Below are 21,989 nucleotides of genomic sequence, written 5' to 3'. Positions count from 1 at the left end.
GAACCTCGCTATGGATATGACAAACCCTTTTCTGGCGCTCGACCAGCATCCGCCAGAGGCGATCGCCGCCATTGACGACGCCGGAGAGGCGCTGAGCTATGGGGAATTAAACCGCCAGGCCGCCGCGCTGGCAGGCGCCATTCCGGCGGGATCGCTGATCTTTATTTTGTGCGAAAACAGCCTCAGCGCGCTGATCGGCTATGTCGCCTGCCTGTCGCACCATATCGTGCCGCTGCTGCTCGACAGCCAGCCAGACCGGCAGCTGCTTGAACGGCTGATAGCGACCTATCATCCCGGCTGGCTCTGGCGTCCGCAGGCGGACAGCGGCCCCGATCCCGCCGCGCGGATGACGCTGGGCCGCTATGAGCTGGTGGCGACAGGCCTGCCGCCTTTCCCGCTTCACCCATCGCTGGCGCTGCTGGTTTCGACCTCGGGTTCGACCGGCAGCCCGCGGCTGGTACGGTTGAGCGCGGCCAGCATTGAGGCCAACGCGCAGAGCATCGCCCGCTATCTGGCGATAGATAAGCATGAGCGCGCGGTGGTAAATCTACCGATGCACTACGTCTACGGGCTGTCGATTATCAACAGCCATCTGCTGCGCGGCGCGACGCTGCTGTTAACCAGCAAAACGGTGGCGCAGCGCGCGTTCTGGCAGTTCGTTCAGCGCTATGGGGGCAGTTCGCTGGCCGGCGTGCCTTACACCTACCAGATGCTCCAGCGCATCGGCTTTATGCAGATGGCGCTGCCGACGGTAAAAACCCTGACGCAGGCGGGGGGAAAACTCTCGCCGGCGCTGCATCAGGCGTTTGCCCGCTATGCGCGTCAGCACCACAAGGCGTTTATTGTGATGTATGGCGCCGCGGAGGCCACCGCGCGTATGGCCTGGCTGCCAGCCGCCGAGTCGCTGACGAAATGCGGCAGTATCGGTCAGGCGATCCCCGGCGGACGGCTGGTGCTGCTGGATGCGCAGGGCAGGGAAACCGAAGCCTGCGGTCAGACGGGAGAATTGGTCTACTACGGCCCTAACGTGATGCTCGGCTATGCGCAGTGCGGCGCGGACTTAAGCAAAGGCGACGAGCTACAGGGACGGCTGGTCACGGGCGATATCGCGCGCCGCGATGAGGCGGGATTTTTCTCTATCGTTGGCCGCAAGAGCCGTTTCGCCAAGCTTTTTGGCCGGCGTATTGCGCTGGACGAGCTGGAGATGCTGATCCGCTCGGCGTTTCCCGGCGCGGAATGCGCCTGTCTCTCTGACGATCGCCAGCTGCGTCTCTTTATGGAGCCTGCCTGTCCGGCCGACGAGATAAAACGCTTTATCTGCCAAAAGATGCGGCTCTCGCCCTCGGCGATCGTCGCGCAAAGGGTGACGGCGCTGCCCAGGAGCGCCAGCGGAAAAATCCTTTATCGGGCGCTGGAGGCATGCAGTGGACAGCCTGAATGAGCTGCTGGCGCTGCCGCCTTTTTCGCTGCCGCAGCGGGAGAAAGCGCGACGACTGGCCGAGCGGCTGGCGCAGCTGACCGCCTTCCACTGTCAGGCATGCCCGCCTTATCGGCGCATGGTTGAGGCGCAGGGAAAGGAGGCTGTCGCGCCGCAGAGCAGCGAACAGATACCCTTTATTCCCGCCTCGCTGTTTAAGCATATGGATCTGCTCAGCGTGCCGCCGGAACAGATCGTTAAAACGCTGACCTCATCCGGCACGCAGGGACAGCGCGTGTCGACAATCTACCTGGACAGGGAAACGGCCATCGCCCAGCAGCGGTCGCTGGTCAATATTGTCAGCGATTTTATCGGCCGGGCGCGTCTGCCGCTGCTGATTATCGATTCGCCCGACGTTCTGACCAACCGGCGGCTGTTTTCCGCGCGCGGCGCAGGCATTCTCGGCTTCTCGCTGTTTGGCCGCGATCGCACCTTCGCGCTGACGCCGCAAATGATGCCGGACTGGCAGGCTATTGACGCCTTTCTGCGCCGGCATCACGGCCGTCCGGTCTTGCTTTTCGGTTTCACCTTTATTCTCTGGCGCCATTTCTATCAGCCGCTGCTACAGCGGAAGCAGCGCGTGGATCTCTCGTGCGCCACGCTGATCCACGGCGGCGGCTGGAAAAAATTAAGCGAGGCGGCGGTCTCCGCCGAAGCCTTTTCTGACGCGCTACGGCAGCTTTGCGGCCTGTCACGCATCCATGATTATTACGGCATGGTCGAGCAGACCGGCTCGCTTTATCTGCAGTGCGCCAGCGGCCATCTCCATGCCAGCCTCTGCTCGGATATTATCATGCGCCGCCATCAGGACTTCTCGCCGTGCGAAACGGGCGAGCCAGGGCTGATTCAGGTGGTTTCGGCGCTGCCGCGATCCTATCCCGGCCATTCGCTGCTGACGGAAGATCGCGGCGTGATTCTGGGCATCGATGACTGCCCCTGCGGCCGCAAAGGCAACTATTTTCGGGTGCTGGGACGGGTCAAAGATGCGGAAATAAGAGGATGCAGCGATACCTATGCAGCCGCTTTTTGACGATGTGACGTTTGAGGTGGGCACGCCCGCGCAGCTGGCGGCGATGCGCACGCAGCCTGCGCGCGCGCTGTTCAGCGAGGCGACGATCGCGTTTCTGGACGATTTTTCTCGCTATCTGCTACAGCATCCCGCCGCGCGCGGCTGGCCCGATGTGGCGACGCTCGCCTTCTGGTGTCGCCGACGCGCGCTGGAGAGAGAAAAGCAGCGTTATGCCGATCTGCCGATGCGGCTGGGACGCGGGCTGGCGTTTCATATTACGCCAGGCAACGTGGCGACCAGTTTCGCCTGGTCGCTGACGGCGGGGCTGCTGAGCGGAAACAGCAACCTGGTGCGGCTGCCGTCGCGCGCGTTTCCTCAGGCCGCGCTGATCTGCGAGGCGCTGAACCAGGTGCTGCAACACCATCCCGGGATGGCGCCTTACCTCTGTCTGGTGCGCTACCCGCCCGACCGGCGGCTGAACGATCTCTTTTCCAGCTGGTGCCAGACGCGGCTGATCTGGGGCGGCGACAACACCATTGTTACGCTGCGTCAGTCGCCGTTGCCGCCGCGTAGTCTGGATCTCGCCTTTGCGGATCGCTACTCGCTGGCGCTGATCGACGCCGATCGCTACCTGGCGATCGCGGACAAAGCGGCAGTGGCGGCCAGTTTTTATAACGACACCTATCTGCTGGATCAAAATGCCTGCACCTCGCCGCGCCTGGTGGTCTGGCTGGGCGACAGGCAACGGATCGCGCAGGCGCGCGGGTTGTTCTGGTGTGAGCTGGAAACGCTCGCCGCCGCGCGCTATCCGCTTCAGCCGATGGTGGCCCTCAACAAATTCAGCCGCTTTTGCCAGCACAGCGCGCGCTCGGGCCAGCTGAAACAGGCGTCGAGCGCGAATCTGGTTTTTCGCGCAGAGCTGAGTCAGCTGGATGGTGAGACGCTGGCGCAGCGCGAAGCGGGCGGCTATTTCCTGGAATATCTGGCCAGCGCGCTGGAGGAGATATTGCCGGTGTGCGGCAGCGGTTGTCAGACGCTGGCGGTGCTGGGCGTCGACCGGGACGCTATCCAGCAGTTTCTGGCGGCGCATCGCCCGGCGGGCATCGACCGGGTGGTGCCTTTGGGGCAGACGCTGGCGTTCAGTCTGCGCTGGGATGGCTTCGACCTTATCTCCGCCTTATCGCGGTGCATTACCTTCGCCCTTTAACCGCACCGCGACACGGCAATGAGGGCCTTTTCAACACACAGGACAAATTTATGACGGTCATGCAAACGGACATCGCGCTCGAGCCTCTTCATGAAAGGCTCTATGGTCTGCTGGCGGCGTTAGACGCGTTTCTTGCCCGACACCAGATAAAATATATGCTGGTCGGCGGCACGCTACTCGGCGCGGTCAGGCATCAGGGCTTTATTCCCTGGGATGATGATATTGATATCGGCATGATGCGGGACGACTACGAGCGGTTTGTCGCGCTGACGTCGTCCGCGCCTTTTCCGCTGGTGATTGCCGATGCCAACAGCGACAGCAGGCATATTTTTCCCTTCGCCCGCGTCTACGACGGAGCGTCCGCCGTTGAGTTGGGCTACGCCTCGCCGATGACGCGCGGACTCTGGATTGATGTCGTACCGATAGACAAAACGTTCCGCCATCCGCGATTACAGCGCCTTCATCTGCAAACCATCACCTTCCTGAACGCGCTGATCGCCAGTAAAGCTGGCGGCTTCGTAAGAAGAAAACTCAGGCCAGGAGAGAGGATTAAGTTCGGGATCTACGCCGCGCTGTCTCGCCTCTGCCGCCGCGAGTGGCTGTTCGCCGCGACGCACCGGGTGGCGACCCTCTGCGCCAAAAGCGAGGGTGCGATGGCGGGCGCGCTGTTTGGCGTTTATAAACATAAAGAGATCTTTCCCGCAGCGATTTTTCACGCGCAGAGCCGCTATGCGTTCGGCCCGCTTTCATGCTGGGGGCCAGCGGACTACCACCGCTATCTCACCGGGCTGTATGGCGACTATATGACGCTGCCGCCCGTGGAGCAGCGCCGCCCCAAACACGCCATCCGCCATATCGATCTCAGTCGCTCTTTTTTAGACAGCGATCCGCGCTGAGCGGTCTGCGGGCCGCTATCCCGGCGTCGCCCAGACGCTGAGCCAGGCGCTCAGACCCGCCTCATCCAGCAGGCTGTGCTGGCGAACATCGCATTGCAGCCTTCGCCCCTGTTTTCGGCTGGCGTCGAGGTCGGCAAGATGGCCACGAATCGCCTCACGCCAGCACTCCATGCGGTTAGCGACGGCGGTAACCCTATATAAAGACGCGATGCGCAGGCTGTCGCTGCAGATCACCGGAATGGCGGTCGCGCCATACTCAAGCAGCTGGGCAGAGGCCAGCGCGTGCGTCAGCGCATGGCCGTCATGGAGAACCAGCGCCAGATCGAGATCCAGCAGCGCCAGCGCCTGAGGAACCCTCTCCGTGTCCGTGGCGGGATAAACCCGCTGCACCTGCGATCGCAGCGCGGCGGGGCAGTCGCCATAGACCACCCATTCCACCTCGTCCGCAAAGGCGCTGACCAGCTCGGCGATCAACGCCAGCGTGCGGCCGTGACAGAGGGCGGCCTGCCAGCCGATGCGCGGCTTGCCAGCCAGCCGGTCGTGGCGCGGCGGCGCGGTCCAGAAACGGGCGGGCAAACGCGTCGGCAGCACCGCAATATTCGGGTGATCATGGGCGAACAGATCCGCCATCTGCGCGTCCGGCACCACCAGCCGATCGAAACAGGCAAGGTGACGCCGGGCGTTAGCGAGGTCGCGCGCATAGCGCGCGTCGATTTCCGCCTGAGAGCGCGCGTCAGCGACCGCAGGCGCGCCCACGGCGGCGATGCGAAAGGCGGAGCCAGCGTGCGACAGCCGACGCAGCCAGCGCGCAAAGGCCTCGCCCTGCTGCAGTTCAATCAGCATTACGTCAGGATCATCGCGCGCCACCTCGGGCAAAGCGGGCAACCCGTAGCCCATTTTTCCGTCGAGACGCCCCGCGCGGCGCAGAGCGTTAAAGGGGACAACCAGCCGCCAGTCGCGCGTCCGGCACTCTCCGTGCAGCACCGCCATCAGCAGCGGCAGCGGCCGCCAGGCAAGCGGCGGCGCGCTTTGCCGCAGGTCAGCCGGCAGCGCAAAGTCGCTGGCGAGAGAGAAGTTGCGGTTATAGGCCGGATCCTGACTGAGGATCGGCAGCCAGCGGGCGAACAGCGCGTCGGTCTCCGCCTCACGCTGCGCCGCCGTTACGGCTGAGGGCGCGCGTTCGGGCTGACGATAGCCTCTGGCGTAGGGCGTCCAGACGATCAGCCCACCCAGCGCGGCAACGCGCAGGCAAAAATCGACATCGTCATGGCTGGCGAGATCCGCATCGAAACCATCCACCGCGAGGCAGGTCGCCTTGCTGACCAGCATAAAATCTGCCGACACGGCGCTGTAGTTTTGATCGGCGTGCAGACGCCGCATATAGCCGGCGCTGGCGTCGTGCGCGCCGTAGAAGGGTTCGCCCGCCACCGCGCCGCGCATCCCCAGCAGATAGCCCGCGTGGCGCACACGATCGCCGGGATAGAGCTGTTTTGCGCCAACGATGGCGACCTCTGGCCGCAGGGCGTGATTGAGCATCGCCTCCAGCCAGTCTGGCTCAGCGACCTGAATATCGGCGTGTAAAAACAGCAGGTAGTCGCCGCGCGCGTTCAGGATGGCGCTGTTGGCCATTGCGGCCCGCCGCCAGCGCCCTGCAAAGGGCACCAGCCGGATGCGCGCTGGCGCCAGCTGGACCAGCCCGGCCAATGCTCCGGCGTCATCGCACTCGGCCGCCACAATCAGCACCTCATAGTGGGCATAGCGGGTGGTGGCGAGCAGGCTCGACAGGCCGCGAGCGGCGCTGGCGGCGCTGTACGCCAGCAGCGCGATAGTCACCAGCGGAGTAGCCGCCTGGCGATAATGCAGGCGCCAGAGGCCGTGCGGAGCGGGCTCGACCTGCGCGTGCTCGAAGCCGCGGCGGCGCAAGTGCGCCAGCAGCAGCGCGCGCTCTTCTGGCCAGGGCGTCGGTGGCGCGCCGTGCTCGACCAGCGGCTCGGTTAAGTGTCCGATAGCCGCCGCGCCCGCCGATTCAATCAGGCGCAGCTGGCACGCCAGTTCGAACGCCTGCGGACAGGCGGGATCAAATCCGCCTTCGGCCACCACCCACTCGCGCCGGAACAGCCAGTGTCGGGCCATCTGCGCGGGCGAACTCAGAAAGAAATCCAGACTGAAATCGGGGCGGAACAGCAGTGCCGAGGGCGCGCCTTCCGCGGCATACAACCCGTCAGCGTAGATCGCCTGACAGCCCTCGGCAGCGGTCAGCGCGCCCGCCAGCGCGTTCAGCCCGCTCGGCAGTAGACGGCTTCCCGCCGCGACAAACAGCAGCCAGTCGCTGTCGAGCGTGCGGCAGCGCGCGTTAAGCGCGTGGATGCCGGCGGCTCCCGCCAGTGACAGCCGTTCGGTTGTCGCTGGCAGAGCGTCAACGCCCCCGTCCGTCAGCGCGATAAGCTGCCAGCTCAGCCCCGGCGTGCTGGCCGGTAGCGACGCCAGCGTCCGCGCCCAGGCGAGGCCATCGCCGCCGCGTGCGTCGATAAACAGGGTGCAGCGCGCCGCCGCGCGGGCGGTAAAAAACTGCTGGCTAAGCGCCTGCCGTGCAGGGCAGAGCGCACGGCTGTCCAGCCAGAGCGTCAGCTGGCTCTGGCGCAGCGAGGCGCGGATCGCCTGAATCAGATCGCACTCGCTAAACGCGGTCGGCTGAGCAAGCGGGGCGACGCGGATCTGGTCCGGCGATCGGGTGGGATCGTGCCAGCCGCGCTGCTTGATCGCCTGCGGCAAATTGCGCCAGCTGGCGAGCACCCGCTCTTCTTTGCTGCGCGAGGTCGACAGCGTCTGGCTGCGGGAGATACGGTAGCGCGCGAGCGGCTGGCTGACAAAGGCGAGATGGCCGAAGCGCAGCACTTTAATATACAGCGCCAGATCCGCCAGAAAGGGCATGCTCTGCCCCGCCAGCATATGCAGCGCATCCTGCTGTAGCGTGGCGCGCAGCGCCGCCGCGCGAAACAGCACGACGCTCGGCTCGCCGATAAAGTTAAGCGGGCGGCCAGCGGTAAAATTTATGATGTCGCCGCCGTGCAGCACGCTGTCGCGCTGAAACAGGGGAGTATTGCCTTCGTTGGGCGGCAGCGGATCGCCCTGCGCGTCGATGCGCAGCCGCTGCGCGGTGGCCATGACTATGGTGGGATGGGGCGCCATCGCCTGCACCAGCCGGCTGACACAGGTCGGCTCCAGCACGTCATCGTCGTGCAGAAACTTAATATAGTCGCCCTGCGCTTTAGCCAGACAGGCGGCGCCGTTTTGACTCTCCCCAAGCGACGGCCGGTTGCGATGATAGGCTATCGGCCAGCGCGCGGTTGGCCTGAGCCTTGCCACCATCGCGGCGATGGCGTCGTCCTGGCTGTCGTCGCCGATAATAATTTCGCAGGCGGGATAATCCTGCTGCAGCGCGCTCTGCACCGCGGTTTCAAACCAGGTCGCTTTCCAGGCGGGAATGATAATGCTGACAAGTTGGGCAGTCGCCACAATGATTCCTTATTTTTCCTGCAGGGGACGGTAAATCAGCTGGATCACCGAAGGCGTGGTCGGCTGCTGCTGCGGACGGAAATAGAGAAATCCCTCCTCCTGCAGATTCAGCGCCAGGTTATTGATCACCGTCGCGCCATCGATAAAAAAGTCATGGTCCTGCAGCAGCGGCTGCGCCTGATCTGCCTCGCTTTCGCGGCAGAGTGCGCGCTGAGGCGTCAGGCTGACGCGATAAATCTCCATGTCGCGCAGCGTTTTGCCCACCAGCAGCGCCACTTCCGGGGTAATCAGCGGAATATAGAGTGAAAAGTAGCCGTCAAAGGTGCTGCTGGCCGTCAGCGTTTCGCTTTGCGCGCGCTGCGCATCCTGGATAAACAGCGCCTCCAGCGTCTGCTGGCGCGGGGTGCTGCTGGTCAGTGACCAGTTCAGGGCAAAACGGGTGCTGGCGAACATCGACAGCGCATACTCGACGCCGCAGCTGCGCAGCTCCGAAGGAAAATTGGTGCGCGCCCGATCGCTTTCGCTCATCGACAGGCGCGTAACGCCGAAGCGGCGCATAAAGTCGATCGCTGCGGGCACGTCGACCAGGGTTCTGACCACGCGGGTGCCCATATTGATGTCGCCTGCCATCTGCGACTGCAGGCGCGTCTCATCGGCCAGCGGAAAGTAGGCGTAGCGGGCCAGATCGATCGCGGCCGCGTCCCACAGACTTTGCGACGCGGGGATCGCCATCTCGTCGGCCAGCCGCACGCACGCCAGCGCCTGCTGCTGGATATGGCGCAGGGCCGCCAGCAGAGAGGGCGGCAGCGGATCGCCTTCGGTCACCGGCTCGCCCGTCGCGCTATAGTCGACGACAGAGCGCGCATGGGAGGAGCAGAGCATCTCAAAGGGGGTAATAAACTGGGTCAGCGCGCGGATCGTCCGATACTCAGCGCGATCGGGATCGATCATCGCGGTGCGGTTGTGCCGCCAGCCCGGCACCCAGGCGGCGATCAGATAGCAGCCGCGCACCCGGATAGAGAGCGCTTTTTCCAGCAGCCCGGCGAGCAAATTCTGCGTGGTGCCGCTATAGCCGAGATCGATCAGCATCAGCGTGTCGCCGGGCTGAAGCTGTAGCGCCTGCTGCAGATGGGCGATCAGGCGGCGGCGCATCGCGGCCGAGCGCGCCAGGGTATGCTGCACCTGTTCCGGCGCGAGCAGCGCCTGGCAGAGAGCGTCGCTGGCGTAGTGCCGCTTTTCCAGCTGGCGTCTGAGCCGCTCGGTCTGTCCGGCGCTCAGCATGAGGTGGCGCGCTATCATGGCGAAGCCCGAGGGCGTGATGCGCTTCGCTGCAACGCTCGCCCCGTCGCACAGGGTTTTATTCAGGTAAGCCACGATGCTGGCTTTGTCGTGAAAGGCGCTGCATATCGAGGTAAACCGCGAAATATGCAGCTGGGCGCAGGGCTGGTCTGGATAGAGCGTCTGATAGGCGCGATGCGGCATATAGCCGTCGCGCAGCAAAAATCCCAGCTTCACGCCAGGAATGTTCTCGCGCTGCTGCTGAATAAAACGCGCGAAGGCGTAGAGAACCGGACCGAGCACGCCCCATGCCGTCAGCGTCTCGCCGTCGATCTCGCCGCGTAGCGCCACGGAGTAGCAGGGGTGAAAAAGCGAAGGGATTGGGGCGGTATGGCGGCTGGCGGGAAACAGCAGGCTGGCGGCCAGCACGCGCTGCTCCAGCAGATTCAGGATCGCCGCGTCGTTCTGCTGGAAGTGTACGGCGTGAATCCCCAGCGCCGCGGGCGCCGCAGCGTCGGCCACGGGATGGTCGCCAATGTGAAAAATCGTCTGCGGCGCCGCCTGTTCGCGCTGAAGGATCGCAGGCCAGAGCTGGATCGATTTTGCGTAGCCATAGTCAGCCGAGCAGTAAATATGGTCGATAAGCTGCGGCAGGGTCGCGTCGTGCGCCGCCAGTATTCGCCCCAGCTGCGCTGCGCTGTACCAGGTATCGCTGACGATCAGGGTGCGCATACCGCGCGCTTTCGCCTGACGCAGCAGCGCCAGCGCCGGGGGAAACAGAAAGCCGTGCTCGATTTCCAGCGCCAGCTCGCGCTCCACCATTTGGCGCTGCGCGTCCGGGCTGAAGTGCTCGGCCAGCTGCGTATAGATCTCGGCGAGGGTTACCTCTTCTCTGCCGCAGGTAATAAACTGATGGCCTCTGGCGCTGGCTTCGGCGCGCATGCGCGCCGCCGGGCAGAGTCCATGCTGCAAGCGCGTAAATATATCGGAAGGACGTGAAACCTTGCGCCAGTAAAGCGTATCGAAGCAGTCGAGCGAGAATATGCTGGCGCGGCTTGCCAGAAATTGCTGTTCAATTTCTTTAAATGAGGCAGCGTTATTTTTCATTAGTTTTTACCGGAGTCGACGTCACGTCTGGAAGCGTTAATAGAGTCCGGCGCAGTCTAGCGAAATTATCGCTTTCGCTATGACGCAATAATCAAAAACGAATGATGGCTTATTTATTATTTGGCGGTGACCTCCGGTCGAGTTGCGCGTCAGGCGTGGATTCGCTGGCGTGTTGGTCACGTCATCGCTTCAGAAAATATTTCGCTTCTGACGGGACTTTTTTTGCTGGCGCGCGAAGGCGGATGACACAGGCTACAGGTGAACAGCGCATTGGTGTAGCGCGAAGTGGAAATAAAGTTGCCGCCGCAAACGGAACAGGCAACCTGCTCCAGCATATTACAGTCAATAAAACGCAGCAGCGTCCAGGCGCGGGTAAATTCCAGCACCGGTTTTTCGCCCGGCTCGCACGGACACTGTTCGCTGTAAAGGCGATAGGCTTTCAGCAGCGTTAACACCGGGCGCTGTTTTTCCATTTTTTGCAGATAAAGATAGATATTATAAAACAGCGAAGAGTGAATATTTTGCTCCCACGCCATAAACCAGTCGGGTGAAAACGGCAGCATGCCTTTTGCCGGCGAACAGCCGTTGATCTCTTTATACAGGCGCAGCAGTTTTCTGCGGCTGAGGGCGGTTTCACTTTCTAACACCTGCATACGCGCGCCGGCGGAAATTAACGCCATCGCAATATGGATATCATTAACTTCACTAAGAATACTTTGGTCGTTCATCGCATGGCCATCACTTTACCGACTCTGCGGCAGGAAGAGTATGAAGGAGATCGGTCGACAAAATAATACCGGTATGTACGTGCTGTAGCGCATCGATACGCGAATCTTTAGTCAGGAAATCAATCACTGCCTCGCTGTTAATACGTAGCTGGCAGATTAACTGATTGGTTGAGGCGAGTTTTATCAACTGGGGAACAGAGAGATTTCTCAAACTGTCCATTAAGGATTCCGTTAATCCCAGTCGGAAGCGCGCCGCCTCTTTATCCTCTTTGATAAGCGATTGCGCCAAAAGTAAATAGGAGAGATTCAGGTCGTTAATATTTTGGACGTTATCATCTTGTTCAGGAATGTTTTGCATTTGTTTTCTCGATTGATATCATGCTGTTGTCGATTTATTCATGATAAATATAAAGTAGCATCTGGAAACTTAATGAATATTCAATGAACCCTGGGTTAAAGGGAAAATACCGATCGCAATCAAACACTTATAACCAGTTGGCTTTTCAGCGTTTTCCCAGACAGAAAAGGATTTTTATAACATTTGTCCTCTTTAGTTAAGATAATTAACCGCTGCCGATAGAGGTAGCCTGATATTATGTGTCGTTTTTTATTAACAGCGCTTTATGCTGGCCGCGTCGGTTCATTAATATTTGATACTGGCCGCCAGCTCATCGACCAGTCGCACCACCTGATGGCTGGCCGACTCCATTTTTTCCAGCGCCGCCGTCATGCCCTGGCTATCCTGGTTGAAAAAGGCCTCCAGCGCCGCCCGTCCGCTGGCGTGCACGCTGGCGTGAGGCGCCTCTAGCCGACGGTAGGCGTCAAGCTGCGCAAAGTCGCGCCCCTCGCCTTCGTAGTACCATTTGCCCAGGCGGCAGTCGGTATGGGCATTGACGCGATAGTCAGCCTGCTTTTCCAGCAGCAGCGCATAGATCTGGAGTTTCCAGATCACATGATCCAGCTTTACGGTGTTGAGAAACTGTAGCGTCGAGATATAGGCGATAATCGACTGCATTCTGACCGAGCGCGAGATAACAAACTTAATCGACTCAACGATATGGCTGATATCCCGATTGATATGCTCAATCACCGGCCGCTGATCGGACACCACGTTGCAGACGTTGCCGGCGCGCTGCTCAATGGTCCGCGTCAACGCCGAGATATTGTCGGCGCTGAGGTTAACCTGGTCGGAAAGGTATTTGATCTCTTTAGCGATCACGCTAAACCCGGCACCTTTGCTGCCGACGTGGGCGGCTTCAATGGCGGAGTTGACGGCAATCAGATTAGTTTGTCGGGAAAGCTGGTTGATTTCGTTAATATATTTATTGATCTCGGCAAAAGAGAGCTGGAACTGCGCCAGCGACTCGCTGCTCTGCGCGACGCTCAGGTCGATCTGAGCAATGAGCCTGACCAGGTTCTCCAGCGACGTCTTGGCGCTGCTGTTGCGGCTGTTGAGCGCGTCGATGGTCTGCTGCTCGTGACGGAGATCCTGGCTCGACTGAAGCAGCGCGTCACGCACCGCTTCCAGCGTCGCCACGCCTTTCAACAGCTGTGTACAGATAATGCGCTCATAGACCGGCTGCGCTGCGCGGTCAGAAACCACCTTAACCGGCGCAGGCGTGCAGACGGCGGGTCGCCGACGACCAGGCCGAATCACTGCCGTTATTTTTTTTAGCACTGCTTTCATAAATAAGCCTTTTAGTGATATTCGCCGATCGGGCTAACCTGACGTGCGGCCTGGAAGGCGCAGAATAGAGTGACAGGTTCAGGGGCGATGGCGGGGTAAAAAAAAGGTGCGGCTGTTGAGGCATCAGATATTAATGTTATACGCCTTTCCTTTTAGAGTGCTCTGCGTCCTGCCGTCGGCGCAATAAAGCGACGCGCCGGCTCCCGCTTTCGCGACCAGCTTATTTAGCGTGGCTGCCTTTTTCATCTGTAATTCAATCAGCGGATAAATGCGGTCGTTAATCTCTTTAGTGAGGCGAACCGCGGCGGCGATTTTCTCCCAGTGCGGCGTTAACGGCGGCAGCTGGCGATAGGGCGCCGCAATATGCAGCGCGCTTTCTGCCAGTTTGCGCTGTTCATCATAAAAATTCAGCGCTGACAGCAGGCGGCTTTTATTATCGGACAGCCTTTGCAGAGAGACGGGATTCACCTGAGGAGATTGCAGCTGCGCCAGCTCGTCTGACAGAATTGCGCGCAGCTCTTCAAGCAGCTGCTGCATATTCATCAGCGTATGACGTAAATTATCCATTGAGGCGTTACGCTTTGTTGATTAAAGAGAGAATATATCCCGCACCAGCGAGTGAGCGATTTTATCGGTATCGATCGGCAATTCCCCGCTCGCCAGCGCGGATTTAATCTTGTCGAGCTGCGCATAATCCAGATCCTGACTCTCGTCGCGCTGGAGCGCCTGGAGCTGATGGCTCAGACTGACTCGGGTGCCGGCGCGCGCGGCCTGCGGCGTGGCGCCCTTGTCGGCGCGTTTCGCTGCGTTCTGGCGAATCGGCGACAGCGTCGTGGGCGTAATTTTTGGCGTGCGGTCTATGCTCATCATGTTCCTCGACAATAAAAGAGAGGCGATTTTTTCCCTTACTAAAACTATCGGTTGCGGCAAAAAATACTAAAGGCGAAAGAAAAATTATCCTGCTAGTCCGCCGTGACTCTGGCCTGGCCGGGCGCGACGGCGGTCGCGGTAATAATCTCGCCGGAGGGCGTCTGAATACGCACGCGCTGATGCAGCGCACCATTGTCCAGCGCCTTGCCCGCCGCGCGAATGCAGAAGCCGTCGCCGTTGTAGATCATCTCTACTTTCTCCCCGGCGCGGATGGCACGCTGCTGGCGCAGCTGGCTTTCCACCAGCGCCTCGCCCGGTCGGATGGCGCGCTGGGCGACGCGGCCGATAATGCGCTGAGGATCAAAGATCAGGCCGGCAGGCGCATGGGCAAGGGAGCCACGCTGCGCGCGGATCTGCTCTGCACGGAGGATTTGCCCCGGTGCGATTGGGCCAGCCGCCTGCCACCAGCTCGCCGTCACCGTCAGGTTCACCTGCAAAAAATGGTGCTGCGCGCCGCACTGTGCGATCACGCTGTGCAGGCCGGCCAGCCGGCTCAGGCCGCCGCTCAGCGCGAGCGCGGGAGCAGGACAGAGCGTTGCCAGCTGCGCGGGCGGCGTCAGCAGCGTCACCTGCAGTACGGGACGCGCCTGCGGCGGAAAGCGCATCGCCCGGGTAAAGAGTGCGGCAATATCCTCAGATAACCCGTCGGCCTCTGCCGCAGCGGGCAAGAAAAAGGCGGCTATCCACGCCGCGATAACGGCGCTGGCGAGCGCGCCAGGGCGGCGAACAGGCAGATTAAAAAATAAATCGGCGTAGCGCATTAGCATCGCATTCTTTCCAGCATCAAGAGGCGCCATTATTTTAGGCGAAAGCGCGTTATTTTATTGAGACGAAATAGCGTCATTTCTGCGGCCGTTTAACGCTATTATTTATTGCCGCTTTGTTGCTGCCGCGTAAAGCAGGCAAGTAACCCTGATTTTGTTTCCTTTTTTAATTATAGATATTTTTTACTCTCCTCTAAGATGCCGCAATCCTGTTTCCCGAATGATGAGACTCCTTATTTATGCTTGATAAACTCGACAGGGCGTTGCGTTTTCAGCAGCAGGCGCTGGCGCTTCTCAATAAGCGTCAGGATATTCTGGCGTCAAACGTAGCGAACGCCGACACGCCCGGTTATCTCGCCAGGGATATTGATTTTGCCGCGCAGTTAAAAGCGGCGGTCGCTGAAGATAATAATAACCGCGCGCCGCTGACGCTAACGCTCACGTCCGGCAGACATATTGCGGCCACCGCATCGGCCAGCAATAACGGCGCGCTGTTATATCGCATTCCGGATCAGCCCGCCGCCGATGGTAATACCGTCGATATGGATCGCGAACGGGTTAATTTCGCGGATAACAGCGTGCGCTATCAGTCAGGGCTGACCATTCTCGGCACGCAAATTAAAAATATGATGAGTGCGATTAATCAGGGGTAATACGTTCTATGTCTCTGTTCTCAATATTTACTATTTCCGGTTCGGCGATGGCGGCGCAGTCAAAGCGGCTCAACGTCAGCGCCAGCAATATGGCCAACGCCGACAGCGTTGTCGGGCCAGCGGGCAAACCCTACCGGGCGAAAGAGGTGGTATTCCGGCTCGACAGCGCGCCGGGCCAGCAGACCGGCGGGGTGCGCGTCAGCGAGGTGGTAGAGAGCAACGCGCCGGAGCGGCTGGTCTACTCGCCCGGCGATCCGCTGGCGGACAGCAGAGGCTATCTGCATATGCCGAACGTCGACGTGGCGGGGGAGATGGTCAACACCCTCTCCGCCTCGCGCAGCTATCAGGCCAACGTCGAGGTGATGAACACGGCGAAAAACCTGATGCTGAAAACCCTTACCCTCGGCCAGTAACAGGAGAAGAACATGGCAGTGACGCCAGTAATGAGCAAGACGGCGACGCTCGGCGACGCGACCGCGAACAGCGGCACCAGCGCGGCGGATCTGATGAATAACTTTATGACGCTGCTGGTGGCGCAGATGAAGAACCAGGATCCCACCAACCCGATGGACAACAATCAGATGACCTCGCAGCTGGCGCAGTTCAACACCGCCTCGGGCGTCGAGCAGCTGAACGACACGCTGAACAACGTCGGCACGCTGGTCTCCAGCATGCAGCAGATGAACGCGGCGTCGTGGGTGGGACGCAAGGTGATGATCGCCGGCACGCCGGTGATCGACAACGCCAGCAGCCGCGCGGCGTTCTCGCTGGAGAGCGATGCGGATCAGGTCGAGGTGACCCTGACCGACAAAGAGGGCAACGCCTGGCGCGCCGAGCTGCATAACGTCAAGGCGGGCGTGCATCACGTCAGCCTGGATGAGTTAAGCGATTTTCAGCCCAGCGATCCGCCGACCGATGCGACCTACAGCCTCTCTTTCGCGGCGACCAACAGCAGCGGCGACGCGCCGGGCATCGTGGCGCTGAAAGAGGCGAAGGTTGACAGCGTCGCCTTCTCCTCGTCCGGCTCGGTGTTGCAGCTGGGGATCGACGGCAGCGCCACCCTCGGTCAGGTGTATGAAATCGAATAATCTTAGCTTCAGGGATAAACAGCAATGAGCTTCTCACAAGGACTTAGCGGCTTAAATGCGGCCTCTCAGGCGCTGGACGTCGTCGGCAACAATATCGCCAACTCGCAGACCGTCGGCTTTAAATCGGGCTCTATCGCCTTCGCTGACGTCTTCGCCGGTTCGCAGGTCGGCATGGGCGTGCAGGTGGCGGGCGTCAACCAGAGCTTTACCGACGGTGTGCTCGGCGCCGGTACCAGCAGCCTGGATATGGGCATCCAGGGCAACGGCTTTTTTCGTCTGGTCAACGAGGCGGGACGCGTTTTCTACAGCCGCAACGGCCAGTTTAAAAGCGACGCCAGCGGCAATATCATCAACAACCAGGGGATGTTTTTAACCGGCTATCAGGCCAGCGGCACGCCGCCCGCCATCCAGCCGGGCGCCGCCGTGGGACCGATTCAGATCCCCACCGGTCAGATGTCGGCGCGCGCCTCGGACAGCGGCACCCTTAACGGCAACCTCGACTCCGGCACCGCTGCGGTGACCAACACCACCTTCGATCCCGCCGACAACACCAGCTACAGCTCGGTGACTCAGGCGGACGCCTACGACAGCCTGGGCAACAAGCACACCATCAATATCTATTTCGCTAAAACCGCAGATAACCAGTGGACCGCCTACTCGCGCGACGCCACCGCACCGGGCGACGGCTATCAGCAGATTGCGCTGCAGTTCAACAGCGCCGGCCAGCTCACCACCAGCCCGGCGAAGCTTAACGTGCAGGGGGCGGCCTACAACGGCGGCGAGGCGCTGAACTTCGACTTCGATCTCGCCGGCATGACGCAGCAGGCCTCGGATACCGCCATGAACAGCCCGACCACCACCGGCTACGCGCCAGGGCAGATGAACGGCTACACCGTGGGCGACAGCGGCCAGGTAATCGCCTCCTACAGCAACGGGCAGAAGCAGCTGCTGGGGCAGGTGGTGCTGAGCAACTTCACCAACCCCGGCGGCCTCGCCTCGCAGGGCAACAACTGCTGGACAGAGACGCCGGAGTCGGGCCAGCCGGTCACCGGCGTCTCTGGTTCCGGCAGCCTGGGCACGCTCTACGGCAACAAGCTGGAGGCCTCCAACGTCGATCTGAGCAAAGAGATGGTCAATATGATCGTCTACCAGCGCAACTATCAGTCGAACTCGCAAACCATCAAAACCCAGTCTGAGCTGTTGCAGACGCTGGTTAACCTCGGATAACGGCGGAACGCTATGGATCGCGCGATATATACCGCTCTGGGGGCGGCGAACGCCGCGCTCAATCGCCAGGCGATAACGGCGAACAACCTGGCTAACGCCTCGACCAGCGGCTTTCGCGCCCAGCTGGCGGCGTGGCGCGCGGTGCCGGTCAACGGTCCCTCGCTCGCCACGCGCACGCTGGTGGCGGAGTCGACGCCAGGCAACGACATGACGATGGGCGCAGTGCAGCAGACCGGCCGCGATCTCGACGTGGCGCTGCCGCAAAACGGCTGGCTGGCGGTGCAGCTTCCCGACGGCAGCGAAGGCTACACCCGTGACGGCAATATCGAGGTGGACAGCGAAGGGACGCTGCGGGTGCGCGGCCTGCCGCTGCTGGGCGACGGCGGGGCGCTGAGCGTGCCGCCGCAGGCAAAGGTGACCATCGGGCCGGACGGCACCCTGACGGCGCGCGGCGCGGGCGATGAGCCAAAAGCGCTGGCGCAGATCGGGCGGATAAAGATGGTCAACGCCCAGGCGCAGAGCCTGCGCATGGGCGACGACGGTTTGTTTCACCCCGCGTCGGGCAGCGCCGCGCCGCTGTCGGCGGACCCCGATCTGCGTCTCATGCCGGGCATGCTGGAGAGCAGCAACGTCAGCCCGGTCAACAGTATGGTCGATATGATCGCCGCCGCGCGCCTGTTTGATATGCAAATGAAGGTCATCAGCAGCGTCGACGAAAATGAAAAAAGCGCCAGCCAGCTGCTTACCCTGGGCTGACGGGCGGAGAGGAGAAAAGCTATGATCCGTTCTTTATGGATTGCGAAAACCGGTCTGGAAGCACAGCAGACCAATATGGATGTGATATCCAACAACCTGGCAAACGTCAGCACCAACGGCTTTAAGCGCCAGCGCGCGGTGTTCGAGGATCTGCTCTATCAGACCCTGCGTCAGCCCGGCGCGCAATCCTCCGAGCAGACCACCATTCCATCCGGCCTGCAAATCGGCACCGGCGTGCGGCCCATCGCCACCGAGCGCATCCACAGTCAGGGCGGCCTGACGCAAACCAGCAACAGCAAAGACGTGGCGATTCAGGGCGGCGGCTTCTTTCAGATCCAGCTGCCGGACGGCACCACCGCCTACAGCCGCGACGGATCCTTTCAGTTCGATCAGAATGGCCAGCTGGTCACCGCCAGCGGCTACCCAGTGCAGCCGACCATCACCATTCCGCAGGACGCCGAGTCTCTTACCATCGGCAACGACGGCATCGTCAGCGTGACGCTGCCGGGACAGACGGCGCCGCAGCAGGTGGGGCAGCTGACGCTCAGCACCTTTATCAACGAGTCGGGGCTGGAGAGCATTGGCGAAAACCTCTACCGCGAAACCCAGTCCTCCGGCGCGCCGAATGAAACCACGCCGGGGCTGAACGGCGGCGGCACGCTGCGCCAGGGCTATGTCGAGACCTCCAACGTTAACGTCGCCGAAGAGCTGGTCAATATGATCCAGACGCAGCGCGCCTACGAGATCAACAGCAAGGCGGTCTCGACATCCGATCAGATGCTGCAGCGGCTAGCGAATCTTTAGACCCGCACTCTCCTCCTGTTGGTGACCCGATCATGAAGAAGCCTGTTCTGCTCTCTCTGCGCCGCGCGCCGCTCTGCCTCGCGCTGCTGCTTAGCGGCTGCGCCATTCTCCCGCGTCAGCCGCTGATCGCTGGCGACACCAGCGCCGCGCCTGCGCCGATGACGCCGACGCCGGTAAGCGGGTCGATATTCCAGTCGGGCCAGGCGATGAACTACGGCTATCAGCCGATGTTCGAAGATCGCCGGCCGCGCAACGTCGGCGATATTTTGACTATCGTGCTGCAGGAAAACGTCAGCGCCAGTAAAAGTTCGTCGGCTAACGCCAGCCGCGACGGCTCTGGTTCGCTGGCGTTCAGCGCCGTGCCGCACTTTCTCGCCGGCCTGTTCGGCGGCGACCGCGCCAATACCGACGTCAGCGGCAAAAACGCCTTTGCCGGCAAAGGCGGCGCGGCGGCGAAAAACACCTTCAGCGGCACCCTGACGGTGACGGTGAAACAGGTGCTGGCAAACGGCAACCTGCTGGTGGTGGGCGAGAAGCAGATCGCCATCAACCAGGGCACGGAATTTATCCGCTTCTCCGGGGTGGTCAATCCGCGCACCATCAGCGGCAGCAACAGCGTCGCCTCGACCCAGGTGGCCGACGCCCGCATCGAGTATGTCGGCAACGGCTATATCAACGACGCGCAGCAGATGGGCTGGCTGCAGCGCCTGTTTCTCTCACTCTCTCCCTTTTAAGACGGCGATGATGAAAACCGCACCCTTATCCTGCTCTCTGCGCCTGCTGGCTCTCTGCCTGGCGCTTTTCTCCCTGCTGGCGCACGCCGAGCGAATCCGCGATCTCACCACTGTCGCCGGGGTGCGCAGCAACGCGCTGATCGGCTATGGGCTGGTGGTGGGGCTGGACGGCACCGGTGACCAGACCATGCAGACCCCGTTCACCACGCAAAGCCTGAGCAATATGCTGTCGCAGCTCGGCATTACGGTGCCCAGCGGCACCAGCATGCAGTTAAAGAACGTCGCTGCCGTGATGGTAACGGCCGAGCTGCCGCCTTTTTCCCGCGTCGGCGACCGCCTCGATATCGTGGTCTCCTCGCTGGGCAATGCGAAAAGCCTGCGCGGCGGCACGCTGCTGATGACGCCGCTGAAAGGCGTGGACAACCAGATCTACGCCATGGCGCAGGGCAACCTGCTGGTGACGGGCGCAGGGGCGCAGGCGGGCGGCAGCCGCACGCAGATTAACCAGCTTAACGGCGCGCGCATCAGCGGCGGCGCGACGGTGGAGCGCGAAGTGGCGACGCAGTTCGCCAACGAGCGGGTGCTCAGGCTGCAGCTGAACGACGAGGATTTCGCCGTGGCGCAGCAGATCAGCGACGCCATCAACCGACGCTACGGCGCCGCGACCGCCGTGGCGGAGGACGCCAGAGTGATCCGCCTGCAGGCGCCGCAGGAGAGCGGCGCGCGCGTGCGCTTTCTGGCAGCGGTGCAAAACCTGCCGGTGCAGGCCAGCGCGGGCGACGCGCGGGTGATCGTTAATGCGCGCACCGGCTCGGTGGTGATGAATCGCCATGTGATGCTCGACGCCTGCGCGGTGGCGCAGGGGGATCTGACGGTAGAGGTGGCGCGCAGCAGCCAGGTAAGCCAGCCCAACACGCCGCTGGCGGGCGGGCAGACGGTGGTGACCGACGCCAGCCGGGTGTCGGTGCGCGCCAGCGGCGGCTCGCTACAGCAGCTGAAAACCAGCGCCGATCTCAACAGCGTGGTGCGGGCGCTCAACAGCCTGGGCGCCACGCCGAACGATCTGATGTCGGTGCTGCAGGCGATGAAAAGCGCGGGCTGCCTGCATGCACGGCTGGAGACCAGCTGATGAGCCAGCCGCTTGCGCCCGGCGCCGCCTTCGATCTGCACAGCCTCGACGCCCTGAAGCGCACGGCAACGCGCGCGCCGCAGCAGGCGCTGCATGCGGCGGCGCAGCAGATGGAGGGGCTGTTCGTGCAGATGATGCTGAAAAGCATGCGCGACGCCACGTTCCAGGGCGGGCCGTTCGACAGCGCGTCGTCGCGACTTTTTACCTCGCTTTACGATCAGCAGATTGCGCAAAACATCGCCGCCCAGGGCCGGCTCGGCTTTGCCGATCTGATCGAGCGGCAGGGCGCGGGCGCGGCGGCGTCGCCAGCCCATCCGCTGGCGGCGAACGCTCAGGCGATACCGCTGGTGCCGGGCAGCCCGCGCGTCGCGGCGACCGCGCCGCGCGACGACGACGCGTCTCCCGCCGCCTCGAATCATCTTTTTCTGTCGCGCCTGCTGGCGCCCGCCATGGCGGCGGCGCGCCACAGCGGCATTCCGCATCAGCTGATCGTCGCGCAGGCCGCGCTGGAGTCGGGCTGGGGCAAGCATGAGATCCTCACCCCTGACGGCCGTCCGAGCCATAACCTGTTCGGCATTAAGGCCACGCCCGACTGGAAAGGGGAAAGCACCGACATCGTCACCACCGAATATAGCCACGGCGTCGCGCAGCGCGTTAAGGCGGCTTTCCGCGTCTATCGCGATTATGCCGAGGCGTTGACGGACTACATCCATTTTCTCACCGACAATCCGCGCTACCAGAAGGTGATGCACAGCGAGTCGGTGGAAAAGGCGGCGCACGCCTTACAGGCCAGCGGCTATGCCAGCGATCCTGACTATGCGAAGAAGTTAATCAATATCATCAGACAGGTTGAAAAGCGGGGTGAAAAAAGCGCGCAGGCGAATAAAAGCGCCTTTGACGCGCTGTTTTAACGCGCCTGGTTTTAGTTTTTCGCACAAATCACGATAGATAACAAAGAGCCGGGGTGTCAGGCAAACCTGCGCCCTTTACGCATCCAGC

At 61.7% G+C, this 21,989-nt stretch carries 21 protein-coding genes; 13 read left to right on the top strand and 8 right to left on the bottom strand.

The annotated features are described in order from the left end of the window. The first annotated feature begins 10 nt into the window (after positions 1-10). The 4 genes from B2J69_RS05455 to B2J69_RS05440 are packed head-to-tail and all read left to right on the top strand — an operon-like array spanning position 11 to position 4,589. Positions 11-1,441, top strand: coding sequence for an AMP-binding protein (locus B2J69_RS05455; protein WP_236722690.1), 1,431 nt, complete (start codon positions 11-13; stop codon positions 1,439-1,441). Then, positions 1,425-2,507 carry a LuxE/PaaK family acyltransferase gene (locus B2J69_RS05450; RefSeq protein ID WP_094078477.1) on the top strand — a complete coding sequence of 361 codons (1,083 nt, stop codon included), beginning with the start codon at positions 1,425-1,427 and terminating at the stop codon, positions 2,505-2,507. Before B2J69_RS05455 ends, B2J69_RS05450 begins: the two co-directional genes overlap by 17 nt. After that, positions 2,491-3,693: an acyl-CoA reductase gene (locus B2J69_RS05445; protein WP_081137136.1), complete on the top strand. Its 1,203-nt coding sequence runs from the start codon at positions 2,491-2,493 to the stop codon at positions 3,691-3,693. The genes B2J69_RS05450 and B2J69_RS05445 overlap by 17 nt, the downstream gene beginning before the upstream one ends. 50 nt (positions 3,694-3,743) lie before the next feature. Then, a complete protein-coding gene (locus B2J69_RS05440) occupies positions 3,744-4,589 on the top strand; it encodes a LicD family protein (RefSeq protein WP_081137134.1) in 846 nt (281 codons plus the stop codon). Between the two features lie 15 nt (positions 4,590-4,604). Here B2J69_RS05440 and B2J69_RS05435 read toward each other — a convergent pair whose 3' ends face one another. The 8 genes from B2J69_RS05435 to flgA form a co-directional block, all read right to left on the bottom strand. Beyond that, positions 4,605-8,105, bottom strand: coding sequence for a glycosyltransferase family 2 protein (locus B2J69_RS05435; protein ID WP_081137132.1), 3,501 nt, complete (start codon positions 8,103-8,105; stop codon positions 4,605-4,607). Positions 8,106-8,114: 9 nt separating this feature from the next. Next, entirely contained in the window at positions 8,115-10,490 is a 2,376-nt protein-coding gene (locus B2J69_RS05430) for an HAD family hydrolase (RefSeq protein WP_081137130.1), read from the bottom strand. Between the two features lie 176 nt (positions 10,491-10,666). Next, positions 10,667-11,218: a flagellar transcriptional regulator FlhC gene (gene flhC / locus B2J69_RS05425; RefSeq protein WP_081137128.1), complete on the bottom strand. Its 552-nt coding sequence runs from the start codon at positions 11,216-11,218 to the stop codon at positions 10,667-10,669. Between the two features lie 10 nt (positions 11,219-11,228). After that, positions 11,229-11,567 carry a flagellar transcriptional regulator FlhD gene (gene flhD / locus B2J69_RS05420; protein ID WP_167376553.1) on the bottom strand — a complete coding sequence of 113 codons (339 nt, stop codon included), beginning with the start codon at positions 11,565-11,567 and terminating at the stop codon, positions 11,229-11,231. 294 nt (positions 11,568-11,861) lie between these two features. Then, entirely contained in the window at positions 11,862-12,905 is a 1,044-nt protein-coding gene (locus tag B2J69_RS05415; protein ID WP_081137123.1) for a methyl-accepting chemotaxis protein, read from the bottom strand. Positions 12,906-13,028: 123 nt separating this feature from the next. Further along, positions 13,029-13,472 carry a flagella synthesis protein FlgN gene (locus B2J69_RS05410; protein WP_081137121.1) on the bottom strand — a complete coding sequence of 148 codons (444 nt, stop codon included), beginning with the start codon at positions 13,470-13,472 and terminating at the stop codon, positions 13,029-13,031. 21 nt (positions 13,473-13,493) lie between these two features. Beyond that, entirely contained in the window at positions 13,494-13,775 is a 282-nt protein-coding gene (gene flgM / locus B2J69_RS05405) for a flagellar biosynthesis anti-sigma factor FlgM (protein WP_236722689.1), read from the bottom strand. A 92-nt stretch (positions 13,776-13,867) separates the two neighbouring features. Then, positions 13,868-14,602: a flagellar basal body P-ring formation chaperone FlgA gene (gene flgA / locus B2J69_RS05400; RefSeq protein ID WP_158083416.1), complete on the bottom strand. Its 735-nt coding sequence runs from the start codon at positions 14,600-14,602 to the stop codon at positions 13,868-13,870. A 236-nt stretch (positions 14,603-14,838) separates the two neighbouring features. Here flgA and flgB point away from each other — a divergent pair, with 236 nt between their 5' ends. Genes flgB through flgJ form a run of 9 tightly spaced genes read left to right on the top strand, consistent with a single transcriptional unit; the run spans position 14,839 to position 21,901 of the window. After that, complete coding sequence (flgB, locus tag B2J69_RS05395) at positions 14,839-15,252, top strand: flagellar basal body rod protein FlgB (protein ID WP_081137115.1); 414 nt, start codon at positions 14,839-14,841, stop codon at positions 15,250-15,252. A gap of 8 nt (positions 15,253-15,260) precedes the next feature. Further along, positions 15,261-15,665 (top strand): flagellar basal body rod protein FlgC, encoded by a 405-nt coding sequence (gene flgC, locus B2J69_RS05390; RefSeq protein WP_081137113.1) that lies wholly within the window; start codon positions 15,261-15,263, stop codon positions 15,663-15,665. A gap of 12 nt (positions 15,666-15,677) precedes the next feature. Beyond that, complete coding sequence (locus tag B2J69_RS05385; protein ID WP_081137111.1) at positions 15,678-16,340, top strand: flagellar hook assembly protein FlgD; 663 nt, start codon at positions 15,678-15,680, stop codon at positions 16,338-16,340. 24 nt (positions 16,341-16,364) lie between these two features. Then, positions 16,365-17,567, top strand: coding sequence for a flagellar hook protein FlgE (gene flgE, locus B2J69_RS05380; protein WP_081137109.1), 1,203 nt, complete (start codon positions 16,365-16,367; stop codon positions 17,565-17,567). Between the two features lie 12 nt (positions 17,568-17,579). Next, positions 17,580-18,323, top strand: coding sequence for a flagellar basal body rod protein FlgF (locus tag B2J69_RS05375; RefSeq protein ID WP_081137107.1), 744 nt, complete (start codon positions 17,580-17,582; stop codon positions 18,321-18,323). A gap of 21 nt (positions 18,324-18,344) precedes the next feature. Then, a complete protein-coding gene (gene flgG / locus B2J69_RS05370; protein WP_081137105.1) occupies positions 18,345-19,127 on the top strand; it encodes a flagellar basal-body rod protein FlgG in 783 nt (260 codons plus the stop codon). Positions 19,128-19,159: 32 nt separating this feature from the next. Continuing rightward, a complete protein-coding gene (locus B2J69_RS05365) occupies positions 19,160-19,861 on the top strand; it encodes a flagellar basal body L-ring protein FlgH (RefSeq protein ID WP_081137103.1) in 702 nt (233 codons plus the stop codon). A 7-nt stretch (positions 19,862-19,868) separates the two neighbouring features. After that, positions 19,869-20,990 carry a flagellar basal body P-ring protein FlgI gene (locus tag B2J69_RS05360; protein WP_081137101.1) on the top strand — a complete coding sequence of 374 codons (1,122 nt, stop codon included), beginning with the start codon at positions 19,869-19,871 and terminating at the stop codon, positions 20,988-20,990. Continuing rightward, positions 20,987-21,901, top strand: a complete 915-nt coding sequence (flgJ, locus tag B2J69_RS05355) for a flagellar assembly peptidoglycan hydrolase FlgJ (protein ID WP_407944733.1) — start codon at positions 20,987-20,989, stop codon at positions 21,899-21,901. Before B2J69_RS05360 ends, flgJ begins: the two co-directional genes overlap by 4 nt. The last annotated feature ends 88 nt before the right edge of the window (positions 21,902-21,989 follow it).

Origin of the sequence: Pantoea latae, from assembly GCF_002077695.1 — a bacterium.
Lineage (GTDB): Bacteria > Pseudomonadota > Gammaproteobacteria > Enterobacterales > Enterobacteriaceae > Pantoea > Pantoea latae.
This window is presented reverse-complemented; position numbering and strand designations above follow the sequence as displayed.